Below are 24,541 nucleotides of genomic sequence, written 5' to 3'. Positions count from 1 at the left end.
TCAAAAGTTGAAACTCAGCCATTGCTAATACCTGCTGATCAAGCATTACCTCAGGAGAGCGAAGTACAATCGAAATCTTTTGATATTACATCAACTGAACCGATCGCAGCATTTGAAAGTTCAAAAGTTGAAACTCAGCCATTGCTAATACCTGCTGATCAAGCATTACCTCAGGAGAGCGAAGTACAATCGAAATCTTTTGATATTACATCAACCGAACCGCTCGCAGCATTTGAAAGTTCAAAAGTTGAAACTCAGCCATTGCTACTACCTGCTAATCAACCATTACCTTGGGAGAGCGAAGTACAAGAATCGAAATCTTTTGATATTACATCAACCGAATCTATTGCACCAATTGAAAGTTCAAAATTTGATACTCAAGCATTACTACTACCTGCTAATCAACCATTACCTCAATCGCAGCAAATTGGTAGTAAATTTTCTGAATATTTAGAGCAATTACCTAAATATTTAGGTAAATTTTCCACTGAATACCAACTGCCAATTATTTGTTTTGCTACAATTATTGCGGCGACTGTAGCGGTTAAGCTGATTCTAGCTGTATTAGATGTGCTAAATGAAATTCCGCAGTTAAATCTAGCTTTTGAGTTGACTGGAATTGGTTACATAACTTGGTTTTGTTTCCGATATCTACTCAAAGCTTCTACTCGGCAAGAATTAGCTGCACAAATTAGTTTTATCCAAAAAGAAATTGTCGAGGGACAAGATTCATAAGCTGCTATGCCTGCATATTTGCTTTATTTCATAGTGAAATAAAGCACAGGGCAAACGCATTCATACTACCTAAAAACTTTTGCAACAAACTTACTTATGAAAGTTGACTTTGGTGTAATTGCTACTGATGGGAGCAAAACACCGCATTGGCTTTCCCAGTTCATTATTTGACCAGAGTCAACAGCTTTACTCTGTTGCGATCGCTGTAATCGATGACGTGGTGGCATTGGGCATCGGGCGTGATTGAGTCTAACGATCGCGTCCAGAATTATCGCAAAACCGATATCACCGCACCCAAACTGCTATTTAGGCTAATCGGATTTTTTCACTAGTTCCCCGCCACAATTTTCCTGACCTGCAAAGCCAACACAACCAAAGGAGTAACCCCAATGACTGAATACCAAGACTTCATCGTAAACGCTTCTAAATTGATTGAGCACGACCCTGACGCTAACTGGTTATTTCGCTACATTGGCGATGGACTCACGGAGCACGGATTCAGCACTAAAATGTCTGAAACTTATGCCGCACTCGTCATCGGGCAAGAGTTCTTCAATCCTAGTGAAAGTGATTTTACCTCTTATATCAGCAGCGTAAGGTCAGCGTTCCCACAGGTAAGTTCTGAAGGTCACGACACACTGCTAGAAGTGACTAGTAAATACGTTCAAGACTACTATCACGCACAAGTAGATACACAAGAACTGTAGTCAACAGAAAGCCACTACTCTAAAGCGGCTTTCAAGACCATTCCTTAGTTTGTGGAAGGATTGTGATGGTACATCTGATCTTGCCTTTACGCCTTGCAGCCGCGCCTAAGTGCAAATTTTGTAGATATTTCGGATTCATTTTTCGCTCTTTCCTTTTCCGATTGTATATATGATTGTATTAAGGGAAATTTTCAGATTTTGGGTGCGATCGCTGCTAGTGGTGGCACGAGAAATGTTCACTTATTCTCAGGTAGTAACTTATTTGTCTTTGCCTAATTAGCAAGTTTTTTATGGTTAATAAAAAGTAATTTATTTTGAGATAAACTACTTTCTAATTTTGGGTATAGTATATTGGCTTTATTTATCAATTCATCAAGTTTTGCGATTATCTAGATAATTTTGAAATCTTTATTAGTTTTTATTAGTAAATAAGATACGTTTGCCCTGGTGTGGCAGCTAGCCTCACACCAGATAAAGTAGAACTATTTGACCAGGAACTGGCGGCATTACTCCAAACAAACTATCCCACATCTATGCTTCAGGTTGATCATCGAGAATGGGAAGGCGATCGCAAAAGCACTACAGTCGTAGTTGCTCCTAAAGTCTTACCATATGCGTAATCTCATCAAGATAAAAAAACTTTTTACTTAAAGTCTTGATAAAGTCAGCGTTTAATTACGTAGTTGAATTGATTTTTTCCAACCAAGTTGGTATGATAGCTTTAATCGAAAACATAAATGCGTATTAACACATACGTAATAAATATTGATGAATAATTGATAAAGTTTAAACGCTCAGAAAAATGAATGTTTTAGCATTAATTACCAAAAGCTCACACAGGCTCACACAGTATTAATGCTAAAGAGCTTGTATAAAGACCAGGAAAAAGTAATTTTTTCTTTACTCATGGGCGATTAAAAAATCATGAAAAAGTATTTGCTTGTCGCTTCGCTGAGTGTATCCGTTCTCAATATTACTTTTACAAAACAGACTTTAGCAGCCACACTGGCTGCACCTTCTGAGGTAACTTTATATGCTGCTGGTAGCTTGAGGGGTGCGCTTTCGGAAGTAGCTAGTGCTTTTACCCAAGAATTTGGGATTTCTGTCAGAACAGAATTTGCTTCTTCTGGTTCATTGAAAGATAGGTTGTTGGCAGGGGAAAAGGCAGATGTCTATGCCAGTGCGGATTTAGGTAATGCCCTTGTACTCAATCAAAACAACTTAAGTGGGGAAGTCGAGACGTTTGCCGGCAATCCTATCTATGCGATCGCCACACCAGAGGTTTCACTCACAACCGAGAATCTGCTTGATAAGTTTCTCGATCCCAACATTAAATTGGGCATTTCTCAACCTGTAAGTGATCCCTTGGGAGATTACGGTGTGGAGGTATTTCGCAAAGCCGAAGCAATTGCGCCAGGTAGCTTTGCCCAACTGAATGCTAAAGCCGTAATATTATCAGGGACTTTACCACCGAATAGAAATAGTCCGGGGGGTAGCATAGTCTACTATCTGCAAGATATCAACAAAGCAGACATCTATTTGGTGTATTACACCAGTGCTTTATCTGCTCAACAAATTTCACCAAGTCTACAAATAGTGGAATTGCCAGATAGCTTAAAAGTTCAAGCTGACTATGGTTTGACTGTACTCAAGGGTGCGAATCCTGGAGGTTCACAACTAGCTGATTATATCCTTTCATCAACTGGGCAACAAATACTGGCAAAGTATGGATTTAGTAGTCCGAAGTCTGTTCCCGAACCTCAAGGAGTTAGTGGAATTTTACTTGCTGTGAGCGTAGCTTTTGCCTTACAGAGGAAGTTAATTGCTACCAAACGGCAAAAAGTTCAAGTCAGCGATGAATACCACAGTTAGAAAATCAATTAATCTTGTTTTATTTTGAAGCAAGCTGTTAGTTAGCCTAACGAAAAAACAAACTATGAATAAGCAAAATATGTTTCCTTTGTTTTCTCAAGCAATGGTCAAGATTGGTGCAACCTTGATAGCAGGACTTACATTTAGTCTCTTGCTTTCTAACCCCATCTATGCTGCCACCTTTGGCACTAATCTGATAGTAAATGGTGATGCAGAACTTGGGCAAGGAGATCCAATTGGTAATGCTGTTGGGGCTGATATACCTACTATCCCTGGCTGGACTCCAACACGTAGTTTCAGTGTATTAAAGTACGGGGCAACAGGTTTTAGCTTTATCAACCCATTAGGTAATGTGGTGAACGTTACTCTTCCTGGTACTGATGTTCCTGGGCCAAGCGATCGCGGTCAAAATCTATTTTTTGGCGGCGCTGATCGAGCCTCTTCCAGTGCTTCGCAATTAATCGATATATCTGATCTGGCCTCAACTATTGATGCACATCAAGGTGGGTTTAACTTGAGCGGCTGGTTGGGGGGATATAGCACCGATGAAGATAGCGCATCACTAAACATTACTTTCCTCGATCAAGCTAACCAGTCTCTAGGCATAGCAAGTATTACTTCGCCAACTCCCGCGCAAAGAAACAATACCACAGGCTTATTTTTGCAGTTAGCTGATGGCTCTGTACCTGTCGGTACACGTCAAATTAATGTACTGCTGAATGCCAATTATGTAAGAGGACGAGTAAACGACGCTTATGCAGATAATCTTTCGTTAGTAGTTACTAAAGTCCCAGAACCATCAATCTCTGGTTTCTTGTTAATTGGCTTATCTTGTCTTACAGCATGGAAGTTGCGTAGATATTGTCAAGTATTGTAGTAGATTGTATCAGCTTTTAAAGGCTTAAATCCTTAACTTGCAACAGTTGGAGAAATTCAATTGTTGCATTCTCAACCTTACTAAATAATTTTCTCAATCCGCCAATTCATATACAGGATAAATTAATATTGAAAGCAGCATTTTTCCAAAAACCGCTATTTATTGCTCTCGGGTTAGGATTAGCTACATTATGTACCGCTACTCCTACTAAAGCTGCTGTCTTGACTTATCAAGGTGATACCACAAATCAGGCGACTTGGCGGCGTACAGCACCAGGCGATCCTCCTGATAGAATAAGTGGTGAAAACGCTGGAACTATGGGTATGACTGTACCATACAGCGTTTTTCAGTTTGTGGTTGAAGAATCGGGTTTGTATAGCTTTGGAAGTACTGTACCCGGAGCTACATCACCTACTAATGGAGTTTGGGATAATTTTCTGGTTTTATACCAGGATAGTTTCAAAGCCACTAACCAGTTGACTAACGTTTTAGTAGCAGCGATCGCTCCTGATAATGGTAGCCCTGCCTTTGACCGACAACTAACAGCTCAACGAAATTACTTTTTAGTAACAACAGGTCGTCAAGTAACTGACTTTGGTGCTTTTACCAACACAATTAGTGGTTCGGGTAAAATCGTAGCAGTTCCCGAATCGGATTCAATACTTGGCACATTAGTAGCTGTAAGTGTTGGTTTACTTCTGTATAAGCAAAAATGGGGTATTGTGACGGTGCGATAACGCAGACATGGTTAATTGACCACCGACACCCCAAAAGTTGCCGTAGTAGTCTGTCAATTTAAAATTGGGCGTTGCTGAATCAAGGGATGATTCTTGTAGGGTGGGCAACTTGAGCGTTCCACAAAACTAGCAAAATCATCCCGCAAATATGCAACGCCTAAAATTGAGGATAAAGTCGTTTAAGTTTAAGCCATGCATCTACCGTAATAAACTGCCAATCAACTGTGCGATCGCTCTTGTTTCCAGAGATAGAATCAGTAAACCACAAACTTTTGAAAACCAACGTAAAAACAAGGGTTTCAGTCATCGTGAATCAGGAGTATTCACTATTGGTAATAGAGCGATAAGCCTGACGGCATGGCTAGCGCTTACCGCTTTAAGATAACCAGGGCGATCGTCACAACTCGGACAGTTTTCCAATTTATAAGTGAGACTCAGTTTTGACACTCCCCTTTTCTGTTGAGACGGAGATTCTTGAATCTAAGACATAACTCAATTTTTCGGTAAACAGTTTATTAGCTTGATAATTATATACTTATAAGACAAATAACGACAGCAACTTTCTATACAATATTAAGCTTCACTATTTTAAAAAGAAATAAAAATTAATTTTGTTGGCGTTTGATTACCATATTATTTGGTAATTTACTCAAGAAGTTGGTATTATCTTCAGTAGATTACACAGATACACTTATCCATTTTGAAAGACGCAAATCTAACAAGAGGTTTGCGGCAAACTTTGGCATAAGAATTCATTAGTTTTTAATAACTCATATTGAAAACTAGCTATTTTATATCGTCTGGTAAGGAGTTGAAAGTTTAACGATAGAACCGTTTTGATTTTAATCTAACAAAATTTATTGTCAATTTGCTCAGTTTTGGCGACAACGAGACTAATTTTTGGTGAGCAAAACTATCTAATTTTTTCAATATTCAATAGTAAACGGAGAAATATTTTATGCGTTTTACCCGCACGATACCCATTGCATCTTTAATACTATCGATACTGGTTTTATTGCAGCCTACTTTAGCTGACTCAAAAAGTAGTCTTCCGTTGCAAAAAGAAGAAAAAATAGCATCTCTCTCGGATAAAAATAAGTGTCTTGGAGGTTTTTCGCCAAGTTTTCGCTTGGGTGGAGAAATCAAGAATCCAACCACCTATAACTTGCAAAACCTCAGAAATTTGCGAGATACTTTAAAAAAACAAAATCCAGCATTAGTTACTGAAATCACTGTGAGCTTTCAAACCGGCTCAGGTCCACGAACAGAAACATACTATGGAGTCCCCCTATGGGAATTGATTAATAATCCGAAAGCCGGAGGTGGTCTCAAACCTGGGAATTCTGGTTTAAATTCTAAAAACTCTCTTCTGCGGCAATATGTTTTAGTTGATGCCACAGATTGCTATGGTGCAGTTGTAGCTATTGGTGAAATTCAACCTAACTTTGAAGGGAAAACAGTGCTAGTTGCATATGCAAAAAAAGGTGCTGATGGTAAAGTCGTGCTTTTAATAGATGAAGGATTTGCTCGTTTAGTAGTTCCAGATGACAAAGCTGGAGGTCGCTACGTTACTAATGTGACAAATATCCTTATATTATCCGCTCCTGCTTCTCCTTTAAAACCAAAAAATTTCTGATATAGAGGCTAAGGTTGTCGGTTTCAAGACTATCACCAATAACTTCTGGAGACATTTGTAAATCTATTGAGTGTGGCTGGCGAAAAGCTTGTTTACGCCTACCATGTTTTCAATAATTAACAAAGCCCAATACAATTTGGATAAGCTATTGAGGCAGAGGAGGAAAAAGAGTTATTGAGCAATAATTCTTTTTCCCCCTGCTGAATAACTGCTCCTCCTGCTTGCCTCAACTGATAACTTTCTTAACCGAACCGTATTGTCACAAAGCCAACATTTGTCTATATAAAGTAATTGACAATTTACCAACTAAATTGGTAGTCTGAACCTTGAGGATAAAATATCCAAAAACTTGAAGATTTTAGCGAACAGATGAAAAAATATTTTTTGACAGGTTTTTTGGCAGCTTGTGCCTTTAGTGTTATGATACCAAATCAAGCTTTTGCCGCTAATCTCAACTTATATGGAGCAGGTAGTTTAAGAAATGCACTAACGGAAGTCAGCCAAGACTTCACGCAAGAAACAGGAATAGGAACGAATACAGTATTTGGGCCATCAGGAATTAGAGAAAAAGCAATAGAAACAGAACTCCAACTTGGACAGCCTACTGCTGATGTCTTTGCTAGTGCAGATATTGGAAATCCACAAAAACTCTACATTAAGGGGTTGAGTAGTCAGCCAGTGGAATTTACTCAAAACCAGATTGTAGCGGTGTTTTCCTCAAAGTATTCCCAGGCAAAAATTACACCAAATCAGGTGTTAGATTACTTACTAAATCCCAACATCAAGTTGGCAACTTCAACACCTATATTAGATCCTCTTGGAGACTACACTCAACAGATATTTACTCAAGCTAATTCCAAAAACCCTGGTAGTTTTGATACCCTCAATAGTAAAGCCTTGCGATTAACAGGTGGAACGAATACCCCAATAGTCCCATCAGGACAGGACAGCTTAGTGTATTTTTTAGACAACACTCAGCAAGCAGATGTTTTCTTGACTTACTATACTGGCGCGATCGCATCGCAAAAAATTGATCCGAGTCTGCAAGTAGTTGGGCTACCAGATTATTTGTCTGTTGCAGCGCCATTTGGTTTAACAGTTCTTAAAAATGCTGATCCGAATGCACAGAAACTAGCAGATTATATTTTGTCAGAGAAAGGACAGCAAATTTTGCATGAGTATGGCTTTACTAGCCCCACCAAATCAGTACCCGAACCCAACTATGTTTACGGACTATTACTAGCTGCGGCTATGAGTTTAGCACTCAATAAAAAATTGGCAGGCCCAAAGCAAAAGGTATTGCTTGGTTAATACCAAATTTTCGTTTATTCACCTGCTTGACTAGGCTTCATCATCTGACGTTTCTTCAATCTCTATTTCTCAAGGTTCTCCTTTCTGATCTGGTGGAAAAAGGTGAATTTTGGCTTTGTTGGAAAACTGCTTCAACTTGTTGATGAACTGGGGAATAGCATCGACGATATTCAGATAACTTTCTATGTCATAGCAGATAATGACTAACATCAAAGGACTAGTATTTATCTTGAAATACCAGTGACAATTTGATAGCAAAACTCGCATAATTGAGCCGCAGGCTTGATAAAATTGCCTGCAAGTAGCTTTTTCTAGTTGCCTGTAGAATAACTCGTTAAGTATAGTTGCTCCAGTTGGAGGTAAATCATCTGCGGGAAGGGGGGATTTATTCATAATAAGTAATTAGGAAGTTTTAATTGTGAGTTAGCTTTTCTGCTAATCACTGATAAATCAGCACTTACCAGCCTTGGCGCGAAGATTTTTTGGGGTACTGTATAGTACAAAAAGGTCGGCGAAGTAATTTTTTACTAATGCTGGTTCCGTTCTCTTCAAACACTATCAAGTGCAATACTTGCTCTAGGAAACGCCGTTTATCAAAAATGCCTTGAATTAGCACCTCTAGTTCAGCTGTGCCCTTGGCAGGAAAATCTTCCCCATCAATCGTGCGCCAGGGTAAAAACTCCTGCCAGTCTGAGGTTAATGTACCGACTCGTGCCCGATTTGCATAAGTAATAACTAGGAATATATTGTAGGAAAACAGTTTCGGTATTTGTTCAATGTAGGTCTGAATTCGCTGATAACCTTCTTTGAAAGTGGACTGTTCATCACTTGGCTGAATCGAGACAATAACTGCCAAGGGTAAACCGTTGATAAAGACAACTACATCAGGACAGTGAGCATGACTCCCTTCAACTACAGTCAAGGGATGAATAGCTAGCCAATCATTGTTCAGTAGATTATAAGTATCAATGAGCCACACTTTGTCATCAAATATTTCTTCGTTATACAAATATTCAACTTCCACACCATTAGTCAACAATTTGTGAAAGCGAAAGTTATTTTCCAGCAAGTCGGAACTCTCTGTACAAGTAACCTTATGGATAGCAGCGGCGATCGCTTCATCCGGTTTTGTGGGGTTAATTTTCTGCAAAGCACTATGAAGGCGCTGATACAAAACCACATCACTATAACTACTCCGCCCGATCTCGTGCTTACCTAAAGCAATGTCTGGCTCTAACAAAACTGTGTAACCAATAACCTCGAACCAGGTGAGCAAAGATGGTGTAATGACAGATTGTGTAACGTCAAAACGGCGGCGAAGTTTTCTTGTCACACAACTCGCCTTGGCAGTTGTTTTTTTTAGCTGTGCTGGATTCATGAAGAAGACTTAATTTGAGTCAATGCAGAAGCTAGTGGCTAGTTATATCATGTCCGCCAAATTACCCATAATAAAAGAACCCCACCCCGCCAAAGCTACGCTTTGTCTCCCTGCCCCTAATCCCCAGAGGGGGCCCCGAGTTCCCCGCCTGCGGGCAGGGGTTGGGGGTGGGGTTCTTCGGGTTTAATAAGTAATCAAGCGGACATGATATTACTGGCATTGGTTGGTATATTCACAGATGGAGTATACGGCTTGATAGTAACTATCAAAGCTAAAGTTGATCGGCAAGATTGTATCTTGTGCTACATATTACCAATAATATTGGTAATATGGTGATGAATAGTTAAAATTAGCTCTGTTTAATGCTTAAGCTTTGTTTCCTGCTCTAAAAACAGGTTGCCAAGATCAAATAAAAGCTGCATAGTACCTCGGTAGCCAATTTTGGTAAATTGACCATGATCTAAGCGGTCAAAAATGGGAATCCCTTGACGGTAGAGAGGAATTTTTAAGCGTTGAGCGATCGCCACTCCATGAGAGTTGGTAATTAGCAAATCAGACCCAACCGCCAGTTGCTCAAAGTCTTCCAAATCGCCGATAGTAATACTCTTAATCGGAAGTTTTTCTAGGAGAGGAAAGCGTGTTGTTGTCACTGCTGCGTGAATCTGAACTCCGAGCGATCGCAGGAAAGAAACTGTTGCCCAAAGTAAATCTGGTTCCAGGGCCAAAGAAACTCGCTTGCAACCAAAGTAAAAGTGATTTTCCAACATCACATGTTGTAGCTGACGGCGTTGACGGCGGTATTTCTCCGGCACGCTGACACCACTGATATCTGCTAAAGCTTGCAGGAATTTATCTACTGCTAATAGTCCCGTCAGTTCACCAAATACCTCGTAAGGTATATTGAATCTCTTTTCTAAAATTTGCGCCCCACCCCGCATACTGTCACCTAGTGCCAAAGTGAATACAGAACTGCCAATTGAGCGCAACTGTGCTGCATTTGTGCCATTAGCTGTAATGGCACTAGAGCAATCTTCTATATGACTATCTAGTACGCCAGAAAGGTCAGGTACAATAATAGGTAGGAGTCCAAAGGAAGTAACAATCTCTTTGATTTCCTGTACATCCCCTGGTGTGAAGGCAGAACTCGCCAAAATAGTGATTTGTGGGGCAGAAGCATCTTGCTTGCAGCTTTTTTGAGGAATTTCCCTAACCATACTCTCAACTGCACCAGCAAAGCCATCCTGTAATGTACCTTTAAAATCCGGTGTAGAGACAAGCACAATTGGTAAATAATCGAGTTCTGGGTGACGGTGGCGAATCTCCTTAACAAAACGCCCCATATCATCACCTCTGGTTTCCACAAGTCCAGTGCTACAAAGACCGATAATTTCTGGTTTGGATCTCTGCACCAAAGTTAGGATTGCTTGTTCAACTCTTTCCTCGCCACCCAAAATAGTTGCAACTTCTGTCATCGCAGTACTGGAAAGGGGAATCGTCTGACGGAAATGTTGTACTAATACTGCCTTAGTCAAAGCAGTACAGCCTTGAGAACCGTGTAATAAAGGCATGATTCCCTTCAATCCCAAAAAGGCTAAAACTGCACCCACAGTCTGGCTTTGCTTCAGGGGATTAACTGCAACTGATGTACTCGTAACGCTAATAATCGCCATTAGATATCCTCCTCAGAAGAATTTCCTGCTGACCACGGGGCTGGCTGGTATACTTGCTCCCACACAGGGGTGGAAAAAGTGGCATACAGTTCTTGTGCCACTTCTAAGATTCCTATATAGCCTGCATAAGCATGGTTGCGTTCTTGATTAATATCTAGGAATGGAATCCTAGCTGTGAGAGAAGTGTCTTGATGGCGTTTATCAGCAATTAACATATCAGCTTGATTTTCGTTAATTATCTGTAAAACTTCTTCAGGACTATTTTGTTCTAGAATTATGCCATCTTGACCCAGCAAACTTTTGACTCTAATTCTATCCTCCTGATTATTATTACTACTAATAGCAATAACTTCCATCCCCAATTTCTTAGCAGCAAAGATAATCAACCAACTCTTGAAACTTCCAGTAGAAAGGATAACCCGCTTACCTTGCAATCGGGTGATATAAAGAGCGAGTTTTTCATCTATTGCAGCAGTTTCTTCTGCAATTAGCTTTTCTGTACGTTCCTGCAAATCAGGATTACCCAACTTTGCGGCAATGTTTCTTAGACACTGATTGATTTGCTCTATGCCATAAATAGACTCTTCAATATAGGGAATTAGATATTGTTTTTCCATCCTTTTCGCCATATTGATTAGTGCTTTGGAGGAGAGTATGACGTTAAGCTTGGCACGATGGGCATAGCATACTTCTTTGTAGACAGCATCGCCTGTAATTTTTGCCAAAACTCTGATACCTAATTTCTCCAATAACGGTAGAACATTCCATATTGCACCTGCAATATTGTATTCACCAATTAGGTTGATGTCATAGGGTGTACTAGTATCTGGTTCAGCTGTTCCAATAACATGTTCAAGCATTGCTTCACCAGCGACACGGTTGCCTAAATTTTGATTCCCAATAAATCCAGGGCAATGTACAGGGATAGTGGGTATTCCTGTTTTCTCGGTGGCATCTTTGCAAACTCCCTCGATGTCATCCCCAATCAAAGCGGTGATGCAAGTGGAGTAAACAAACACTGCCGCAGGTTTGTAGCGTCTTTCTAATTCTAAAATGCCTTTATACAGCTTTTTGGCTCCACCGAAGATGATATCGTTCTCATCTATGTCGCTGCTAAAGCGTATTTTATACAGCATCGAACCAGAGGATAGACTGCTGTAACTTCCCCAAATACTGGCAGCACAACCGCTTGGTCCGTGAACTACATGAGCAGCATCGGTGATTGGTACAAGGGTAATCATTGCACTATCAAAAGCGCAGCTCCCTTGAGTAGTTCCAGGTTGGGGTAATTGTGTGGAGGACTTTTTTTTCTTTTGTATCTGCTGCTGACGAGCATTTTCGGAATTGGAGTCACTGAGTGAATCGTTGGTTTTCTCTGGAGTGGGATTCATTTGTTTGGTGACAATAGGTAGAAGTTGTTAGATATTAACTGAATTCCCAAAGACTTTTATCGGATTTTAATTTATTAAGGGTGTATCTAAAGTATGTAATAAAAGGGAATGAGAAAGAGAATTTCCCATCCCCTAAAACATAAACATCAACTAGGTTAGAGAAGGATAAAACAAAAACACGAATTAGACTATTAAAGTATTAATGTTGCCATGTACACGTTAGTCAATTAGTGTTAACACGGTGAATATCAAATGCACAGAGTTAAGATCAGCTATTCGACTACCTCCATTTTAAATGATTGGTGAGAGGGTGGGCTATTTTCGCCTACCTAATATTTACTTTGTATTTAGCACCTGAGTCGGAACAAGTATCTTACTTCTTCTCGCTACCGGAAACTATTTCTACGTTTCCTTTTTTCAGTGCTTCTAGTGCTTCGCCTTGAGCGTCTTCTTGTTTCTTAGCAGCGTCTGCTTGGCTAATCATTTTTGCAGCATTTTCTTCACTTTCGAGGATGCCGAACTCAATCAATAAATCTTCTAGCTCATCCATCTCAATGGGTGTGGGAACTGTAAGATTTGTATTGTTGATAATCTTGTCCGCTAATGTCCGGTATTCATTAGCTTGCTTACTGTCAGGTGCATACTCGTTCACTGTCATCCGGCGTAATTCGGCGTGTTGCACGATATTGTCGCGCGGGACGAAGTGAATCATGTGGGTATTCAATCTGGCTGCCAGGGTGCTAATCAGTTCATCTTCCCGGTCAGTTTGACGGCTGTTACAAATCAGCCCACCCAAGCGTACACCACCAGTGTGAGCGTACTTGAGAACGCCACGAGCGATGTTGTTAGCTGCAAACATCGCCATCATTTCACCGGAGGTAACGATGTAGATTTCTTGGGCTTTACCTTCACGAATTGGCATGGCGAAACCACCGCACACAAAGTCGCCCAATACGTCGTAGGATACGAAATCTACGTCTTGATAGGCACCATTTTCTTCCAAAAAGTTGATAGCGGTGATGATACCGCGACCGGCACAACCGACACCAGGTTCTGGCCCACCTGATTCTACGCATCTGATATCTCGGAAGCCAGTGATTACCACTTCTTCGAGTTCGATATCTTCTACAGCGCCCCGTTCAGCAGCTAAGTGCAACACGGTGGTTTGGGCTTTACAGTGCAGAATCAATCGGGTAGAGTCAGCTTTGGGGTCGCAACCTACAATCAAGATGCGTTGACCCTTTTCTGCCATAGAGGCGAGGGTATTTTGAGAGGTAGTAGATTTACCGATACCGCCTTTACCGTAGAAAGCAATTTGTCTAATTTTTCCGTCGGACATGATAATTGATCGTGTGATTGTTTGTTTGGTCCGTCTGTCGGTTTATGAGGCGATTGTGCTGTCAAGTTACAGTAGTTACCTTATGTAGAACGTCGTTGGAGGCGTTGGCATTTTGTGCCCACCGGAGGTGCTCGTTCTACAGCAAAAAGAGTCCGAATCCAGAACATATTCAAGTTTTGATCAGTTTTTGTTGGCCATTAGTCATTGTTTTTTCTGACTAATAGCTAGAGCAATAAGACATCACTCAAGGAATATTGCAAGCATTACCATCCGCTCACTCAAATGATTTCTCTGGCAGTGGTAATACCAATTGGAAAAAAGAAAGCTACTGATTCCAAGCTGGAAACTCAGATTAAATCCGAATTTATTAATTACGAATTACGTTAGCGTAGCCGTAGCGAGTCCGCCTACTCCTGCAAAGAAGCAAGCTAGCAAGAGCGTCTCGTAAAGAGCGTCATTACAAATTATGAATTACGAATTCAGCATTATCAATTATTGTAATCCCTTGAAGGTTACTCATACCTAAAGAGTGGTTGCAGCAGGAATTTAAATTTACGCCAAGTTTTCCTTTAACCACATAACCAACCATTGCAATCCACTCTAAACACTCGCTAGAACTTCAGCGATTTTGCTGATATCGTAACCGCCGAGAATTTCAAATTGTGAGTGAACCATCCGATGTCCCAAAGTACTAAGCAACGATCATTTTTCTTTGATGACATGACTGTGCTTTCGCTATTTTGATTCCCCATATAAAAACACTATCACAGAAATTGCAAATTTGCTTGCGAAGCGCAAATTATTTTTGCGTGCGGTTGCTTTTTAGCTGGTATTATGGCTCAAAAGGCCCAAATTCCAATAAACAGAGCATTTGTCTAGCAGAAAAAATTACCAACAAAATTGCTAAAAAGTAGTATTTAATACAGTTTTAGAGATTAGTTTCAGCTTTGATGCTTGATAGGCGAGTAATAGAAGCCGTAGAAAACATACCAACCAATTTCGCTCTTTGGGATAAATTTTGCCCTGACTAAAAATTAACGATTTCACTAGGGTGAATATGCACATAGCATCAGCAAAGAATTGCTGTTTTAATTTTTTGTAAAATTAGGTATTTACCAAAGTATGTAACAGATGACATGAGATTACTGGTAAGTGCCAGGTCAACAAAGCAATGGAGAGAGTAATGATTACCGAAGAAGACTTAGCCCAGCAATTTAATGTAATTATTGAACACACTCACCCACAGGTATGGAAACTGTTAAGCCAATGTTATGTGAAGGTGATCAATCCTCATCCTCACTTAACAAGAGTGAATATAAAAACGTGTATCCGCCATGCAAAATACATTGGGATTTACTGCCCTGATAGACTAATTAGTGCTGTAGTAGAACAAAAAAATCTCATTAGAGAAGTAGCAGAATATCTGGGGCTAGTTGAGGTTGTTTGCTTGAATGCCAATAACTTGATACGTGATCCCCGCTCCAATCTAAAGCAAACTTATCCCCAGTTGTGGTTAGACTTGTTGTGGATTGTCACCCAAGAAGAATAACCTTAGCTATTTGTTACCAGATTTTATATTCAATGTACAAAAAATTGCCCCGATTACTTTCAACAGAGAGGTAGGGGGAAGGGGCATGGTAACTGCAAAATTTATTTGCGATCGCTAACTAATTTCCAAACAGTATTTGTGGTTACAATTAATCAGAAGCTAAAGGATTTTCAGCTAATAATTGTGTTTTATCAGTTGTTTCTGGGTTAGCAATTCTCGCCTGTTCAAGAAAACGAGATATCCAAGGTAAAGCCACCATGATTCCTGTTAGAACTAGTAAAAATACAGCTATTCCCCAAATTTGGTCACGGGGAATTTCGAGAACACCACGTAAAATCACCTCTCTTAAAGCAGAAACAATAGTAATTTCTACTGCTGCGGTCACGGATGTTCGTTGTTGTTGTAGATGATCAATTAACAGGCGGAACAACTCTACCAAAATCAAAATGAACAAGATATCAGATGTTACTTGCCGCAAATCTAATGGACTCAAAAAGGAGAAGAACATATCTCCTAGCCGGATGAGCATCACACAGAATAAACCCAGGCAGAGAGAAATGATAATAAAGTCTTGAAAAAACTCCAAGTTCCGGACAATTCTATTTCTTTGCAACCAGCTATTTAACTTTGAAGTTAGCCCTTTTAGCATGGTATTTCCTAATAGTCTAAATTCATTTATCTCCCTAACCAAAATAGTGCTGAGTATCTAACGTCGATTACTCAGCACTCGTAATTCGGTACTGTATTCAATCCCCATTATTTAGCTATGGGGTTCCACTCAGCCCTATTAAACTATTTTGAACCGTTAGCGTCTTGACCTACGGGTTCTGCGGTTTTCATCTTGGATGCTGCGGTTGTTAAGCTATTCGTAGCCTTGATGATCTCTTGTAAGGTTTCGTTAATCAGTTTTTCATCAGGGGGAGCTTCTAATAAGTAAGTTTCTATGAAAATCTCCACTCGATTCATAATTATTTTGCTTTGAGAGCGTAATCTGTTGAGGTCTTTGGTAGACAAATTATTCATTGTTTGAAGCTCCTTTCTGTTTCGCGGGTTAATTCTACATTTTTGGTCAGCAATTCTCATGACAAGAGCGATTCTTACAGTTCAGCCCTTTTTTGAAAGATAAAGCTTGCTGGAATACCCATTAAATCGTTTGCCTGTTGAGTGCTTAAATGTCTTCAGATTCCCCAAATTCGTACAAAGGTTTCAAGCAGGAGAATTGCTATATTTGGCAAGTTAGCTGGTCTATTTTAGGACTTACGCACTGAAATTATCTTTTGAGACTGAGTGTAGAGTTTTGAGTCTTTAGTGAAGCGGTAACAAGTCTTTAAGCGTCAGAAGCTTTGGTGCAGACATCAGAAGTTATTCTTTAGTCTCTACTGCGCGTAGCTTGCTCTCTACTAGGGGTACGGTGGATGCTTAGAGTTCTCTGTGTCTTCTGACTGCTGACTCTTTTTATAGCAACTTTAAGCCAAAGTTGTTGAGAGTTTCACGTAAGTTTTTGCATCCTTTTAAATAGTCTAAAGTTGCGATCCGCTCGGCTGAGTTTTGTGACCAATCAACAGCAGCATTCATCTTTTGTTCAATGTAGAATTCCTTCATGATATCATTGTAGTGAGCGATCGCTTCATCTTGTTCTGCTAATTTATAGGTTTCCCGGTGGAATACAGCTGGTTGGGGTAGACGCGGCTTAATAGCAGGTTGTACCTCAGGATTGGGATAACCCACACACAATCCAAATACGGGGAACACATAAGGTGGTAAATTTAGTAGTGTTGCTACCTCTTGCGTGTTATTGCGGATTGCGCCAATATATACCGTTCCCAAACCAATAGATTCAGCGGCTAGAGTGGCATTTTGCGCTGCCACCGAGGCATCGATTACTGCTTTAAACAACAGTTCTATGTAATCCAGAGCCACATGAGGTAGTCCGCGACTGTCAGCAATATGAGCCATACGACCTAAATCTGCTAACCAAACCAAAAATACAGGAGCCTGGTTAACCCATACTTGGTTATTAGACAGCTTGCATAATTCTGCTTTGCGCTCTTTATCTTCAACTGCTACCACACTCCAGGTTTGCAAATTAGCTGAACTAGCAGCAGATTGAGCAGCTGCAACTAGCCATTCCAGGGTTCCTGGTGGTAATGGGTCAGATAGATAAGACCGAACTGAACGATGAGATAGTAACGTTTCTAGAGAGTCGTTCCAGTCAATTTCGTAGTTGAATGGAATCTCACCATAGCGCGATCGCAGTAATTCTGTACGATTAGTCATAGTCAGCTTTTGAACTCCAACACTTTTTTACGATTTCAGAGGGATTATCAACCATGAGAAATAAGGAGGACAAGGAAGAACCAGAAAATCAGGAGGCTGATTTTCTGACAAAAGTAGAAAGAAAAGACTTGACTGCTACGCAGCTAGCTGGGTTTCTCCGAAATCTGAAGTTAGGCGACTATTCCCAAAAAAAGCAACTCGTAAGCCTAGCCGAGACTCCGATACAGGAGAAGTAAGCGGAGTTACCATATGCCAAGAATTGTCAGAACGCACGATCGCAACCGAGGAATCGCTCAGAGGTAGAATATCTTGGAAGGCAGATTCCGGCTGGGAGTCTTTGAGAATTCGCAAACAGCCTCCCCAGTCTCCAGACCACTGTTGATTGAAAAATAGCAGATGAGTTAAAACCTTGTTCGGCTCGTCTGTATGAGGGTGATGCAAATGTCCTAAGTGATATCGGCGAAATCCAATATCCATTACACAGTGCTTTAGTTCCAACCCAGACATTTCGGCTATTGCTGCGCGGTAAGAATCTGTCCACAGTTCTTCTATCAACTGTCGCCAGACTTTACTGAGGTGTCTCAAGTCATAAGTAAGTCTGCCTTGTGCCATCCGCTCTCGCCAGCGATTATCGCTAGATTTGAGCATCAAGGAAATATCCTCACTAGTGGCAAGCATCTTTCCCCAGGAGTATCCGTATCCCTCTCCTTCTGATAGCCGAAAGTCTTCCTGGGGAAAACTCGCAGTTAGTTCTAAGCTTGCCTCTGGTGAAAGCAAGTTTTTTATTAAAGCCCAGTTATATGGGACTTTTTGTATTGCTGTGGTACGAATGGAATCAAAATTAAGCATGGTAGAAAAAAATGCTTTACTAGAATTAACCAATCCTGACTACCCTGGACATCAACTGGTATTGGAGCATCAACAATCTGATTTACCTCTGCATCAAGAAACTCTGCTCAAGCCGCAGAAGTTTCATCACCAGAACAGTTAGAAAATCGTTCCAGCCAATTTCGTAATTGAAGGGAACCTCACCCTCACCGTAGCGCGATGGCTTTGCCCGCACAACGGCCGCGCTCAGTGACCACCACAGGCATCGCAATAGTTCTGTAGGATTTGTCATAATCAACTTTTTCAACTTGAACGCTTTTTTACGATTTCAGAGGGATTACTAACCCCATTGCAAATTTTTTTAGGTGTAAGACAACTCGCTTCACCATTGCTCAAAGTTGGTCGAGATCAACCTCCATAGAATCAAACTGCTTCCCCTGCTGTTTGAGTAATTTTGGCTGGAGACTACGCAACAAGGAGCGCAACACATCAGTTTTAGTGCGTTGAAAATTTTGACAGTACTGCTCCAGAAGTTGCCGTTCTTCTGGAGACAATTGAAAAGTGATCCATCCTTGCTCTTTTCTCGGCATAGTTAATACCAATATAGTTGGTAATATCTTAGCAATTGATACAATAATTGCGAGCAATAATCTGAGACGGAATTGTTATGCGTTCTTAACCAACTTCACTTTTGATTCAAGTCTTCTCTGGTCAAACTGACTGAAACATATTTATGTGTTGATGGGTAAAGCACAATTCAACTTAATGTTTTGGTAGATGTGTGCGTTCACGCTTGGGGAACCAAACTGAGAAGTTCTTCAACCGTGAGACTGCGCTTAACTTTTACTGACTGATGTTTTACAGCATCCAGCACTGATTGAATTTCTGGCTGAGTGAGCGTGATTCCATGTTCTTGCAGCACACTGAATATCAGATGCCGACCGGAATGTTTGCCTACTACCAAACGACGTTCCCAACCAACATCTTCTGGCGCAAACGGTTCGTAAGTACCCGGATTTTGCAGCACACCGTGAGCATGAATTCCCGATTCGTGTGCAAAGGTATTTTCACCCACGATCGCTTTCCAGGGAGGAACTGGCCAGTTGGCAGCTTTCGCAACTAAGCGTGACAGTTCCAACAGCCGTTTTGTATCAATCCCGGTTGGGATACCGTAGATGTGTTTCAGTGCCATCACGATTTCTTCCAGCGCCGCATTACCTGCCCGTTCACCGATCCCGTTTACCGTGGTATTAACCGATAGCGCCCCTGCTTCCAGACCAGCTAGCGAGTTCGCCATTGCCAGTCCAAAGTCATTGTGTGTGTGCATTTCTATGGGAATGAATAGATGATGGACAAGAGAGCGAACTTTGCTGTAAGTAGTCAGAGGATCGAGAATTCCTACAGTGTCACAGAAGCGAAACCGGAAAGCTCCCAACTCTTGGGCATAAAACGCCACATCTAGCAAAAAAGATTCATCGGCTCTAGAAGAATCTTCTCCACCAACAGATACAGATAAACCGCGATCGCAAGCAAAATTTATTGCATCCCGCAAACGATCTAGCATTTTCTGCTGATTACCCCCAAACTTGGCGGCAATCTGAATTTCTGAGACCGGAACGGAAATATGCACACGTTGCAAACCACAATCTATCGATGCCTGAATATCGGACAAATTAGCACGGTTCCAGCCAAGTAATTGGGCGTTTAATCCCAGATTAGCAATGGCTCGGATCGACTCTGCTTCTTCTTGCCCCATTGCCGGAACGCCAATTTCCAATTCTGGAACACCAATGGCATCAAGAAAGGTAGCGATCGCAATTTTTTCTTCAACGTTAAAGGCTACACCTGCTGCTTGTTCGCCATCTCTTAAGGTTGTATCGTTAATTTGAATCGGATCTTTGTTCATCAAGAAGTGATGATTCATGATTGGCTAATTTGTTGGGTAGTTTTGATTGACTTGAGTAATTCGTAATTGCAAGATAGAGCAACTAACTAGAGTTGTGGAAAGTAAAATACATATTCCTTAGTCGTGGGTTAATAATTACGAATTACGAATTACGAATTACTAAATATTTGCTACAACTTCCCCAATATTACTAATGTCATAGCCACCGAGAATCTCTAATTGCGATCGCACTAGCTGATGTCCCAAGATACTGAGAAACTGCTTTACTGGTTCTTCTTCCAAGTATTCTTTAATAATCACCAAGTCGTATCGCGCACGATGAAGGGGGATAAATCCCAACCCAAAGGCACTAGCTATAGATGCCGTACTTATACCTGCATCAGCAATGCCTGAGATTATAGATAAAGCAACATCTTGATGGTTGTGAACGATATGGTCAAATCCTTTCACAGTCTGGAATGGCACTCCTTCTTCAAGGAGTTTTCGTTCTAAAAGCATCCGACTGCCAGAACCGACTTCATGGGTGACAATAGTTGCTCCAAATTCTACTAAGTCGGAAAGTGTTTTAACTCCCATTGGGTTTCCTGGTGGGACTAATAAACCTTCTTCCCAAACTCCAAGGGTAATTAAAACGGCACTCTTACCTGTTAAGGCTTGCCGCACAAAGGGGATGTTATGTTCCCCAGTTTGGGGATCATATAAGTGCATCCCTGCAATGTGAACTTCACCTCGGCACAGACTACGCAATGCAGCCGTGCTGTGGGCGAAATGATAATCAATTCGCAGTTGCGGATGCCAACGTTCGGTTGCTCTTGCCAAGAGGGAAAGCACAGGTGTACAACCAGCAATCACAACTGTATTGTGCAATTTGCCTATATCATCCAGAAGCCGAACCAGGACTTTTTTTGTACCGATCTGGCTCTGTGCTTCACTCTCCGGTTGACGCTCCGGCATCGCTACCTCTGAGGCTAATGGCAATTTGCTGATGCTGGGGAACTCTTTCACTCTTACGGGTGACGCTCCTACGTCGCTACCGCTTGCGCTAACCCCACTCCCGACAACGGGGTGTCTTACTGCAAGCGTCTCACCCTCCGGGTTCAGCAGTTTGCTTATGCCGGGGAACCCGTCCACCGCAACTGCTTCACCATCAGCTGGAATCATTTCGATACGAAAAGCATCGTTCCCAACGAGAGGATAAGCTATCCATTGATCCCCAACCCGCGCTAGACTAACTCGTAATTGCTGTTGCTTAGGGGCTGATCCGGCAAGAACTGCCTCAACTTCTGGTAAATCTTGCTCAAACCAGAATAAGTCCTCGACTTGGCAACCAAGCGCCTTGGCTAAACGCAGTGACATAGCAACAGAAGGAGCATATTGTCCAGATTCCACACCACCAATACTCTGACGAGTTACGCCAGCTATATTAGCTAATTCTTGCTGGCTCATGCCCAAGCGAGTTCTAATTGACTTCAGGTTGTTGCACAGATTCACATCCAGTTTCATGAGACTGTATCTCTCCGTTAGAAAAAGCCGTAGCGGACAAACTTAAAAAACTTAAATCTGTTGGGGCAATAGCAAGGTTTTCTAGTGTTTGGCGTTTTTGTTGGAAGACATATTGATGTTTTGACAATTTTGCTTATTTGCTGCAAGCATAGCATACACCTCGCTAAAATACTTGCAGCTTTGGATACTTTTTAGCGTAGGCGTAGCCCAACCTAGCGATCGCTTTTTCATTATTTGCCAACCAAGGCGATGCCTACGGCGGCAAGCTACGTCACCAAAAGAAAACGCTCAAATCGCAAGGCATCAAGTATTTACAAACTCTCAGCTTTCGTGTACTATCTTACTAAAAATAACCCAACTTTTAGTCCGAGTGTGGCAAGTCTTGATCTAAATACCAATTGCCTTTTCTAGTGGGCACCGCCACCCACTGGAGTTCTAACCATAGAATGGGGTTCTTTTCCTTCAACCTTGAGGCGCGATCGCGGATAATGCGTGTGGCGTTTATGCAAACAGCGTCCGATATCCCCAAATCTTGGGCAACGCCTCTGAAAATGTTTTTGTAGGCATTAACTGAGGCATACAGCATATTAGGATAATAAACAACAAAATGTTGTATGAGTTTTGGGGGGTAGCCCCAATAGGAGTTTACAAGTTCGACGTGGCAGTAGTGGAGCAACTCACTAATTTTGGGACAGCGCCCCTGAGCTATAGTGATAAATTTTTGGACTAATACCTCTTCAGTCAACATAATAAGTTCTACTCCTTCAATGAGGTAGACAAATTTTGACGTGCTTCACAACGTCGATTTCTCAAATGGTGGTAAGAAACTTACGCAGTTTTTTCTGCTTTTTCGAGTCAGAGGTTGCCAATTGCTCCAGACACTTAGTACAAGGGATATCCCCCACTTGATCATCCTATTACAGGTCGGCGTAAATAAGCCACCCATTTTAAATGTCTGAAACCTTTACGCAACAGTAATTACGAATTACGAATTACGTGAAACGGTACTAGTCGAACAACCCAAACTTTACCAGCAGTTCCTCAAGCTGATCGTTAGACATAGATTTCGGAGTCACAAAATCTGTATTCTGATCAATTGCCGTTGCCAGGTTGCGATAGTGCTGCGCCTGTTCACACTCAGGAGCATACTCAATCACCGTCTTGCGGTGGAACTCTGCGCGTTGCACCATGTTGTCTCTGGGTATGGAGTAGATTATTTGAGTCCCCAGTTTCTCTGCCAGAGCTTTGATCAAATCATCTTCCTGATCGACTTTGCGAGAGTTGCAGATCAATCCTCCCAGACGTATACCGCCTATCGGAGCATACTTTTGAATGCTTCGGCAGATGTTGTTGACGGTATACATTGCCATAATTTCCCCAGAAGTGATAATGTAAACTTCTTGAGCTTTGCGCTCACGAATGGGCATGACAAATCCACCGCACACTACGTCACCTAGACCATCATAAAATGTATAATCAAGTCTAACTGCATCATCATAAGCACCAAGTTGTTCCAGCAATCCAATTGATGTCAGAATGCCTCGACCTGTACATCCCACACCAGGTTCCGGCCCACCCGATTCCACACACAGCGTCTTCCCCCATCCCTCCTGACGGAAGTCTTCTAGATTGACATCATCTTCTTCTTTACGCAACGTATCAAGTACAATCTTCTGGTGAAATCCCCCCAAAAGGAGCCGGGTGGAGTCTGCTTTCGAGTCACACCCTACAACCATTACTTTACGATTCATATCGGTCAGTCCAGCCACTACGTTTTGAGTCGTTGTGGATTTGCCAACTCCCCCTCTTCCATAAATAGCGATTTTCCGCATAAAAACCTCGGTAATGGCGCAGACTTGTTGATCTGACTCCCAGATTATGGTCTAATCAAGTAGAGTGTTGAATCCAAATAGAGTTGTAGTTTTTGAAAGAATTCACTGCCCAGATTCTGACAGCATCAAGTATTCAGAGTGTGAAAATCAGCCGTCTATCCAGCACTATAAATATTGCAGTTATCTGCCAAAAGTTAAACAGCTTCTTACAGATATAGCAGTGAATATAGTGGGATGCGAAATACAACAATGGTGCTAAAAATTAGTTGCAATCCTGTCACCAAGAATTCAAAAAACTTCCACAGCTACAGCAGGTGAATGAGAAATTTCTGCTTCATCACAGCAAGACAAACACTATTTTTCCTAGAAGTAAGATACATAGAAAAATCAGTCCAGCCTACTTTATGACAACGGCTTCGCCAAACGAAAAACCGATTTTTGGGCGGTTTTGCTCCATTTCGATTAACGTTATGCCGTCACCAATAAATGATGAGGCTGGTCTGATACTCACTTCAAAGGAACCTAAGGAGTTTTCGTCCTTGTATTAGATTCCTTATAAATTAAGAATATCATACATCTGGCCAATTTACTTGCGCTGACAAATTAATTTACAAACAGTATTCGTGGTTACAATTAGTCATCAGCTAGAGAGCCGGAAAGCCAATGATTGCGTTATTCTGTTGTTTGGAGTTGAGCAAATATCGCCGATTTCTCCAAGTAAAATATCCATATTTAAGATAGAAACTCAATCATTTATTTGTTCATTTATAGTTAGAATGGTCTGTCTATTTAGATTGCTGAATGTCTTATATATGTAGGGATAAAGATGTTTTACAATCTAGACAGAACTGTCTATTTATAACTAAATATATCTCTGTTTATTCAATATTAATTATCACTATTGTTATTAGAGTTACTATTATTAATTAAAAAGGTTGATAGGATTTTGAAATCAAGGAAGTCAAAGAAGTTATCTGATGAGAATAGAAATAT

24 protein-coding genes and 1 pseudogene are annotated in these 24,541 nt (G+C 41.1%); 10 read left to right on the top strand and 15 right to left on the bottom strand.

Annotation, left to right across the window (positions count from 1 at the left end; all coding sequences use genetic code 11):
* The 6 genes from V7K36_RS16920 to V7K36_RS16895 form a co-directional block, all read left to right on the top strand.
* Positions 1-735: CAAD domain-containing protein (locus V7K36_RS16920; protein WP_335117599.1), on the top strand; the 735-nt coding region annotated here is incomplete at its 5' end.
* 509 nt (positions 736-1,244) lie between these two features.
* The gene (locus V7K36_RS16915; RefSeq protein ID WP_335117598.1) at positions 1,245-1,442 is read left to right on the top strand and encodes a hypothetical protein; all 198 of its coding nucleotides are present in this window, start codon (positions 1,245-1,247) and stop codon (positions 1,440-1,442) included.
* Between the two features lie 449 nt (positions 1,443-1,891).
* Entirely contained in the window at positions 1,892-2,062 is a 171-nt protein-coding gene (locus V7K36_RS16910) for a hypothetical protein (protein WP_335117596.1), read from the top strand.
* Positions 2,063-2,366: 304 nt separating this feature from the next.
* Positions 2,367-3,314, top strand: coding sequence for a substrate-binding domain-containing protein (locus tag V7K36_RS16905; RefSeq protein WP_335117594.1), 948 nt, complete (start codon positions 2,367-2,369; stop codon positions 3,312-3,314).
* 64 nt (positions 3,315-3,378) lie between these two features.
* The gene (locus V7K36_RS16900; protein WP_335117592.1) at positions 3,379-4,191 is read left to right on the top strand and encodes a PEP-CTERM sorting domain-containing protein; all 813 of its coding nucleotides are present in this window, start codon (positions 3,379-3,381) and stop codon (positions 4,189-4,191) included.
* A gap of 128 nt (positions 4,192-4,319) precedes the next feature.
* Positions 4,320-4,928, top strand: coding sequence for a PEP-CTERM sorting domain-containing protein (locus tag V7K36_RS16895; RefSeq protein ID WP_335117590.1), 609 nt, complete (start codon positions 4,320-4,322; stop codon positions 4,926-4,928).
* Between the two features lie 157 nt (positions 4,929-5,085).
* Here the strand turns inward: V7K36_RS16895 and V7K36_RS16890 are convergent, their stop codons facing one another.
* Entirely contained in the window at positions 5,086-5,235 is a 150-nt protein-coding gene (locus V7K36_RS16890; protein ID WP_335117588.1) for a hypothetical protein, read from the bottom strand.
* Positions 5,236-5,886: 651 nt separating this feature from the next.
* On the opposite strand from V7K36_RS16890, the gene V7K36_RS16885 reads away from it, so the two are divergent.
* Complete coding sequence (locus V7K36_RS16885) at positions 5,887-6,564, top strand: hypothetical protein (protein ID WP_335117585.1); 678 nt, start codon at positions 5,887-5,889, stop codon at positions 6,562-6,564.
* 369 nt (positions 6,565-6,933) lie between these two features.
* On the top strand, positions 6,934-7,875 hold the full coding sequence (locus V7K36_RS16880; RefSeq protein ID WP_335117583.1) for an extracellular solute-binding protein: 942 nt from the start codon (positions 6,934-6,936) through the stop codon (positions 7,873-7,875).
* Positions 7,876-7,944: 69 nt separating this feature from the next.
* On the opposite strand, the gene V7K36_RS16875 is transcribed toward V7K36_RS16880, so the two are convergent.
* The 5 genes from V7K36_RS16875 to nifH (V7K36_RS16855) all read right to left on the bottom strand — a co-directional run bounded on the left by V7K36_RS16875 (position 7,945) and on the right by nifH (V7K36_RS16855) (position 13,653).
* Positions 7,945-8,268, bottom strand: coding sequence for a hypothetical protein (locus V7K36_RS16875; protein ID WP_335117581.1), 324 nt, complete (start codon positions 8,266-8,268; stop codon positions 7,945-7,947).
* Positions 8,269-8,332: 64 nt separating this feature from the next.
* On the bottom strand, positions 8,333-9,208 hold the full coding sequence (locus tag V7K36_RS16870; RefSeq protein ID WP_335117579.1) for a type I restriction endonuclease: 876 nt from the start codon (positions 9,206-9,208) through the stop codon (positions 8,333-8,335).
* Between the two features lie 404 nt (positions 9,209-9,612).
* Entirely contained in the window at positions 9,613-10,923 is a 1,311-nt protein-coding gene (nifN, locus tag V7K36_RS16865) for a nitrogenase iron-molybdenum cofactor biosynthesis protein NifN (protein WP_335117577.1), read from the bottom strand.
* Positions 10,923-12,314, bottom strand: a complete 1,392-nt coding sequence (nifE, locus tag V7K36_RS16860; protein WP_334822717.1) for a nitrogenase iron-molybdenum cofactor biosynthesis protein NifE — start codon at positions 12,312-12,314, stop codon at positions 10,923-10,925. Before nifE ends, nifN begins: the two co-directional genes overlap by 1 nt.
* A gap of 373 nt (positions 12,315-12,687) precedes the next feature.
* The gene (nifH, locus tag V7K36_RS16855) at positions 12,688-13,653 is read right to left on the bottom strand and encodes a nitrogenase iron protein (protein WP_335117575.1); all 966 of its coding nucleotides are present in this window, start codon (positions 13,651-13,653) and stop codon (positions 12,688-12,690) included.
* Between the two features lie 1,183 nt (positions 13,654-14,836).
* Here nifH (V7K36_RS16855) and V7K36_RS16850 point away from each other — a divergent pair.
* A complete protein-coding gene (locus tag V7K36_RS16850) occupies positions 14,837-15,202 on the top strand; it encodes a hypothetical protein (RefSeq protein ID WP_335117573.1) in 366 nt (121 codons plus the stop codon).
* Positions 15,203-15,350: 148 nt separating this feature from the next.
* Here V7K36_RS16850 and V7K36_RS16845 read toward each other — a convergent pair whose 3' ends face one another.
* From V7K36_RS16845 to V7K36_RS16830, 4 genes are all read right to left on the bottom strand, one after another.
* Positions 15,351-15,851, bottom strand: a complete 501-nt coding sequence (locus tag V7K36_RS16845) for a phosphate-starvation-inducible PsiE family protein (RefSeq protein ID WP_335117571.1) — start codon at positions 15,849-15,851, stop codon at positions 15,351-15,353.
* Between the two features lie 143 nt (positions 15,852-15,994).
* Complete coding sequence (locus V7K36_RS16840) at positions 15,995-16,225, bottom strand: hypothetical protein (RefSeq protein ID WP_334941305.1); 231 nt, start codon at positions 16,223-16,225, stop codon at positions 15,995-15,997.
* 432 nt (positions 16,226-16,657) lie between these two features.
* A complete protein-coding gene (locus V7K36_RS16835; protein ID WP_334941307.1) occupies positions 16,658-17,479 on the bottom strand; it encodes an NADPH-dependent oxidoreductase in 822 nt (273 codons plus the stop codon).
* A gap of 135 nt (positions 17,480-17,614) precedes the next feature.
* Entirely contained in the window at positions 17,615-18,328 is a 714-nt protein-coding gene (locus tag V7K36_RS16830; RefSeq protein ID WP_335117569.1) for a 2OG-Fe(II) oxygenase, read from the bottom strand.
* On the opposite strand from V7K36_RS16830, the gene V7K36_RS16825 reads away from it, so the two are divergent.
* A complete protein-coding gene (locus tag V7K36_RS16825) occupies positions 18,327-18,470 on the top strand; it encodes a hypothetical protein (RefSeq protein ID WP_334941311.1) in 144 nt (47 codons plus the stop codon). The two genes, V7K36_RS16830 and V7K36_RS16825, sit on opposite strands and share 2 nt — an antisense overlap.
* Positions 18,471-18,768: 298 nt before the next feature.
* Here V7K36_RS16825 and V7K36_RS16820 read toward each other — a convergent pair.
* From V7K36_RS16820 to nifH (V7K36_RS16800), 5 genes and pseudogenes are all read right to left on the bottom strand, one after another.
* Positions 18,769-18,897: pseudogene (locus tag V7K36_RS16820) on the bottom strand (CopG family transcriptional regulator); the annotation flags it as partial.
* A gap of 197 nt (positions 18,898-19,094) precedes the next feature.
* The gene (gene nifV, locus V7K36_RS16815) at positions 19,095-20,213 is read right to left on the bottom strand and encodes a homocitrate synthase (protein ID WP_334822754.1); all 1,119 of its coding nucleotides are present in this window, start codon (positions 20,211-20,213) and stop codon (positions 19,095-19,097) included.
* Positions 20,214-20,372: 159 nt separating this feature from the next.
* Positions 20,373-21,716, bottom strand: a complete 1,344-nt coding sequence (locus V7K36_RS16810) for a substrate-binding domain-containing protein (RefSeq protein ID WP_335117567.1) — start codon at positions 21,714-21,716, stop codon at positions 20,373-20,375.
* 361 nt (positions 21,717-22,077) lie between these two features.
* Positions 22,078-22,464 carry a hypothetical protein gene (locus tag V7K36_RS16805; RefSeq protein WP_334822732.1) on the bottom strand — a complete coding sequence of 129 codons (387 nt, stop codon included), beginning with the start codon at positions 22,462-22,464 and terminating at the stop codon, positions 22,078-22,080.
* 259 nt (positions 22,465-22,723) lie between these two features.
* On the bottom strand, positions 22,724-23,548 hold the full coding sequence (gene nifH, locus V7K36_RS16800) for a nitrogenase iron protein (protein WP_335117565.1): 825 nt from the start codon (positions 23,546-23,548) through the stop codon (positions 22,724-22,726).
* Positions 23,549-24,541 lie beyond the last annotated feature (993 nt).

This window comes from Nostoc sp. (assembly GCF_036919555.1).
Taxonomy (GTDB): domain Bacteria; phylum Cyanobacteriota; class Cyanobacteriia; order Cyanobacteriales; family Nostocaceae; genus Nostoc.
Note: the sequence above shows the minus strand (reverse complement) of the source record. Positions and strands in the feature narration are given on the sequence as shown.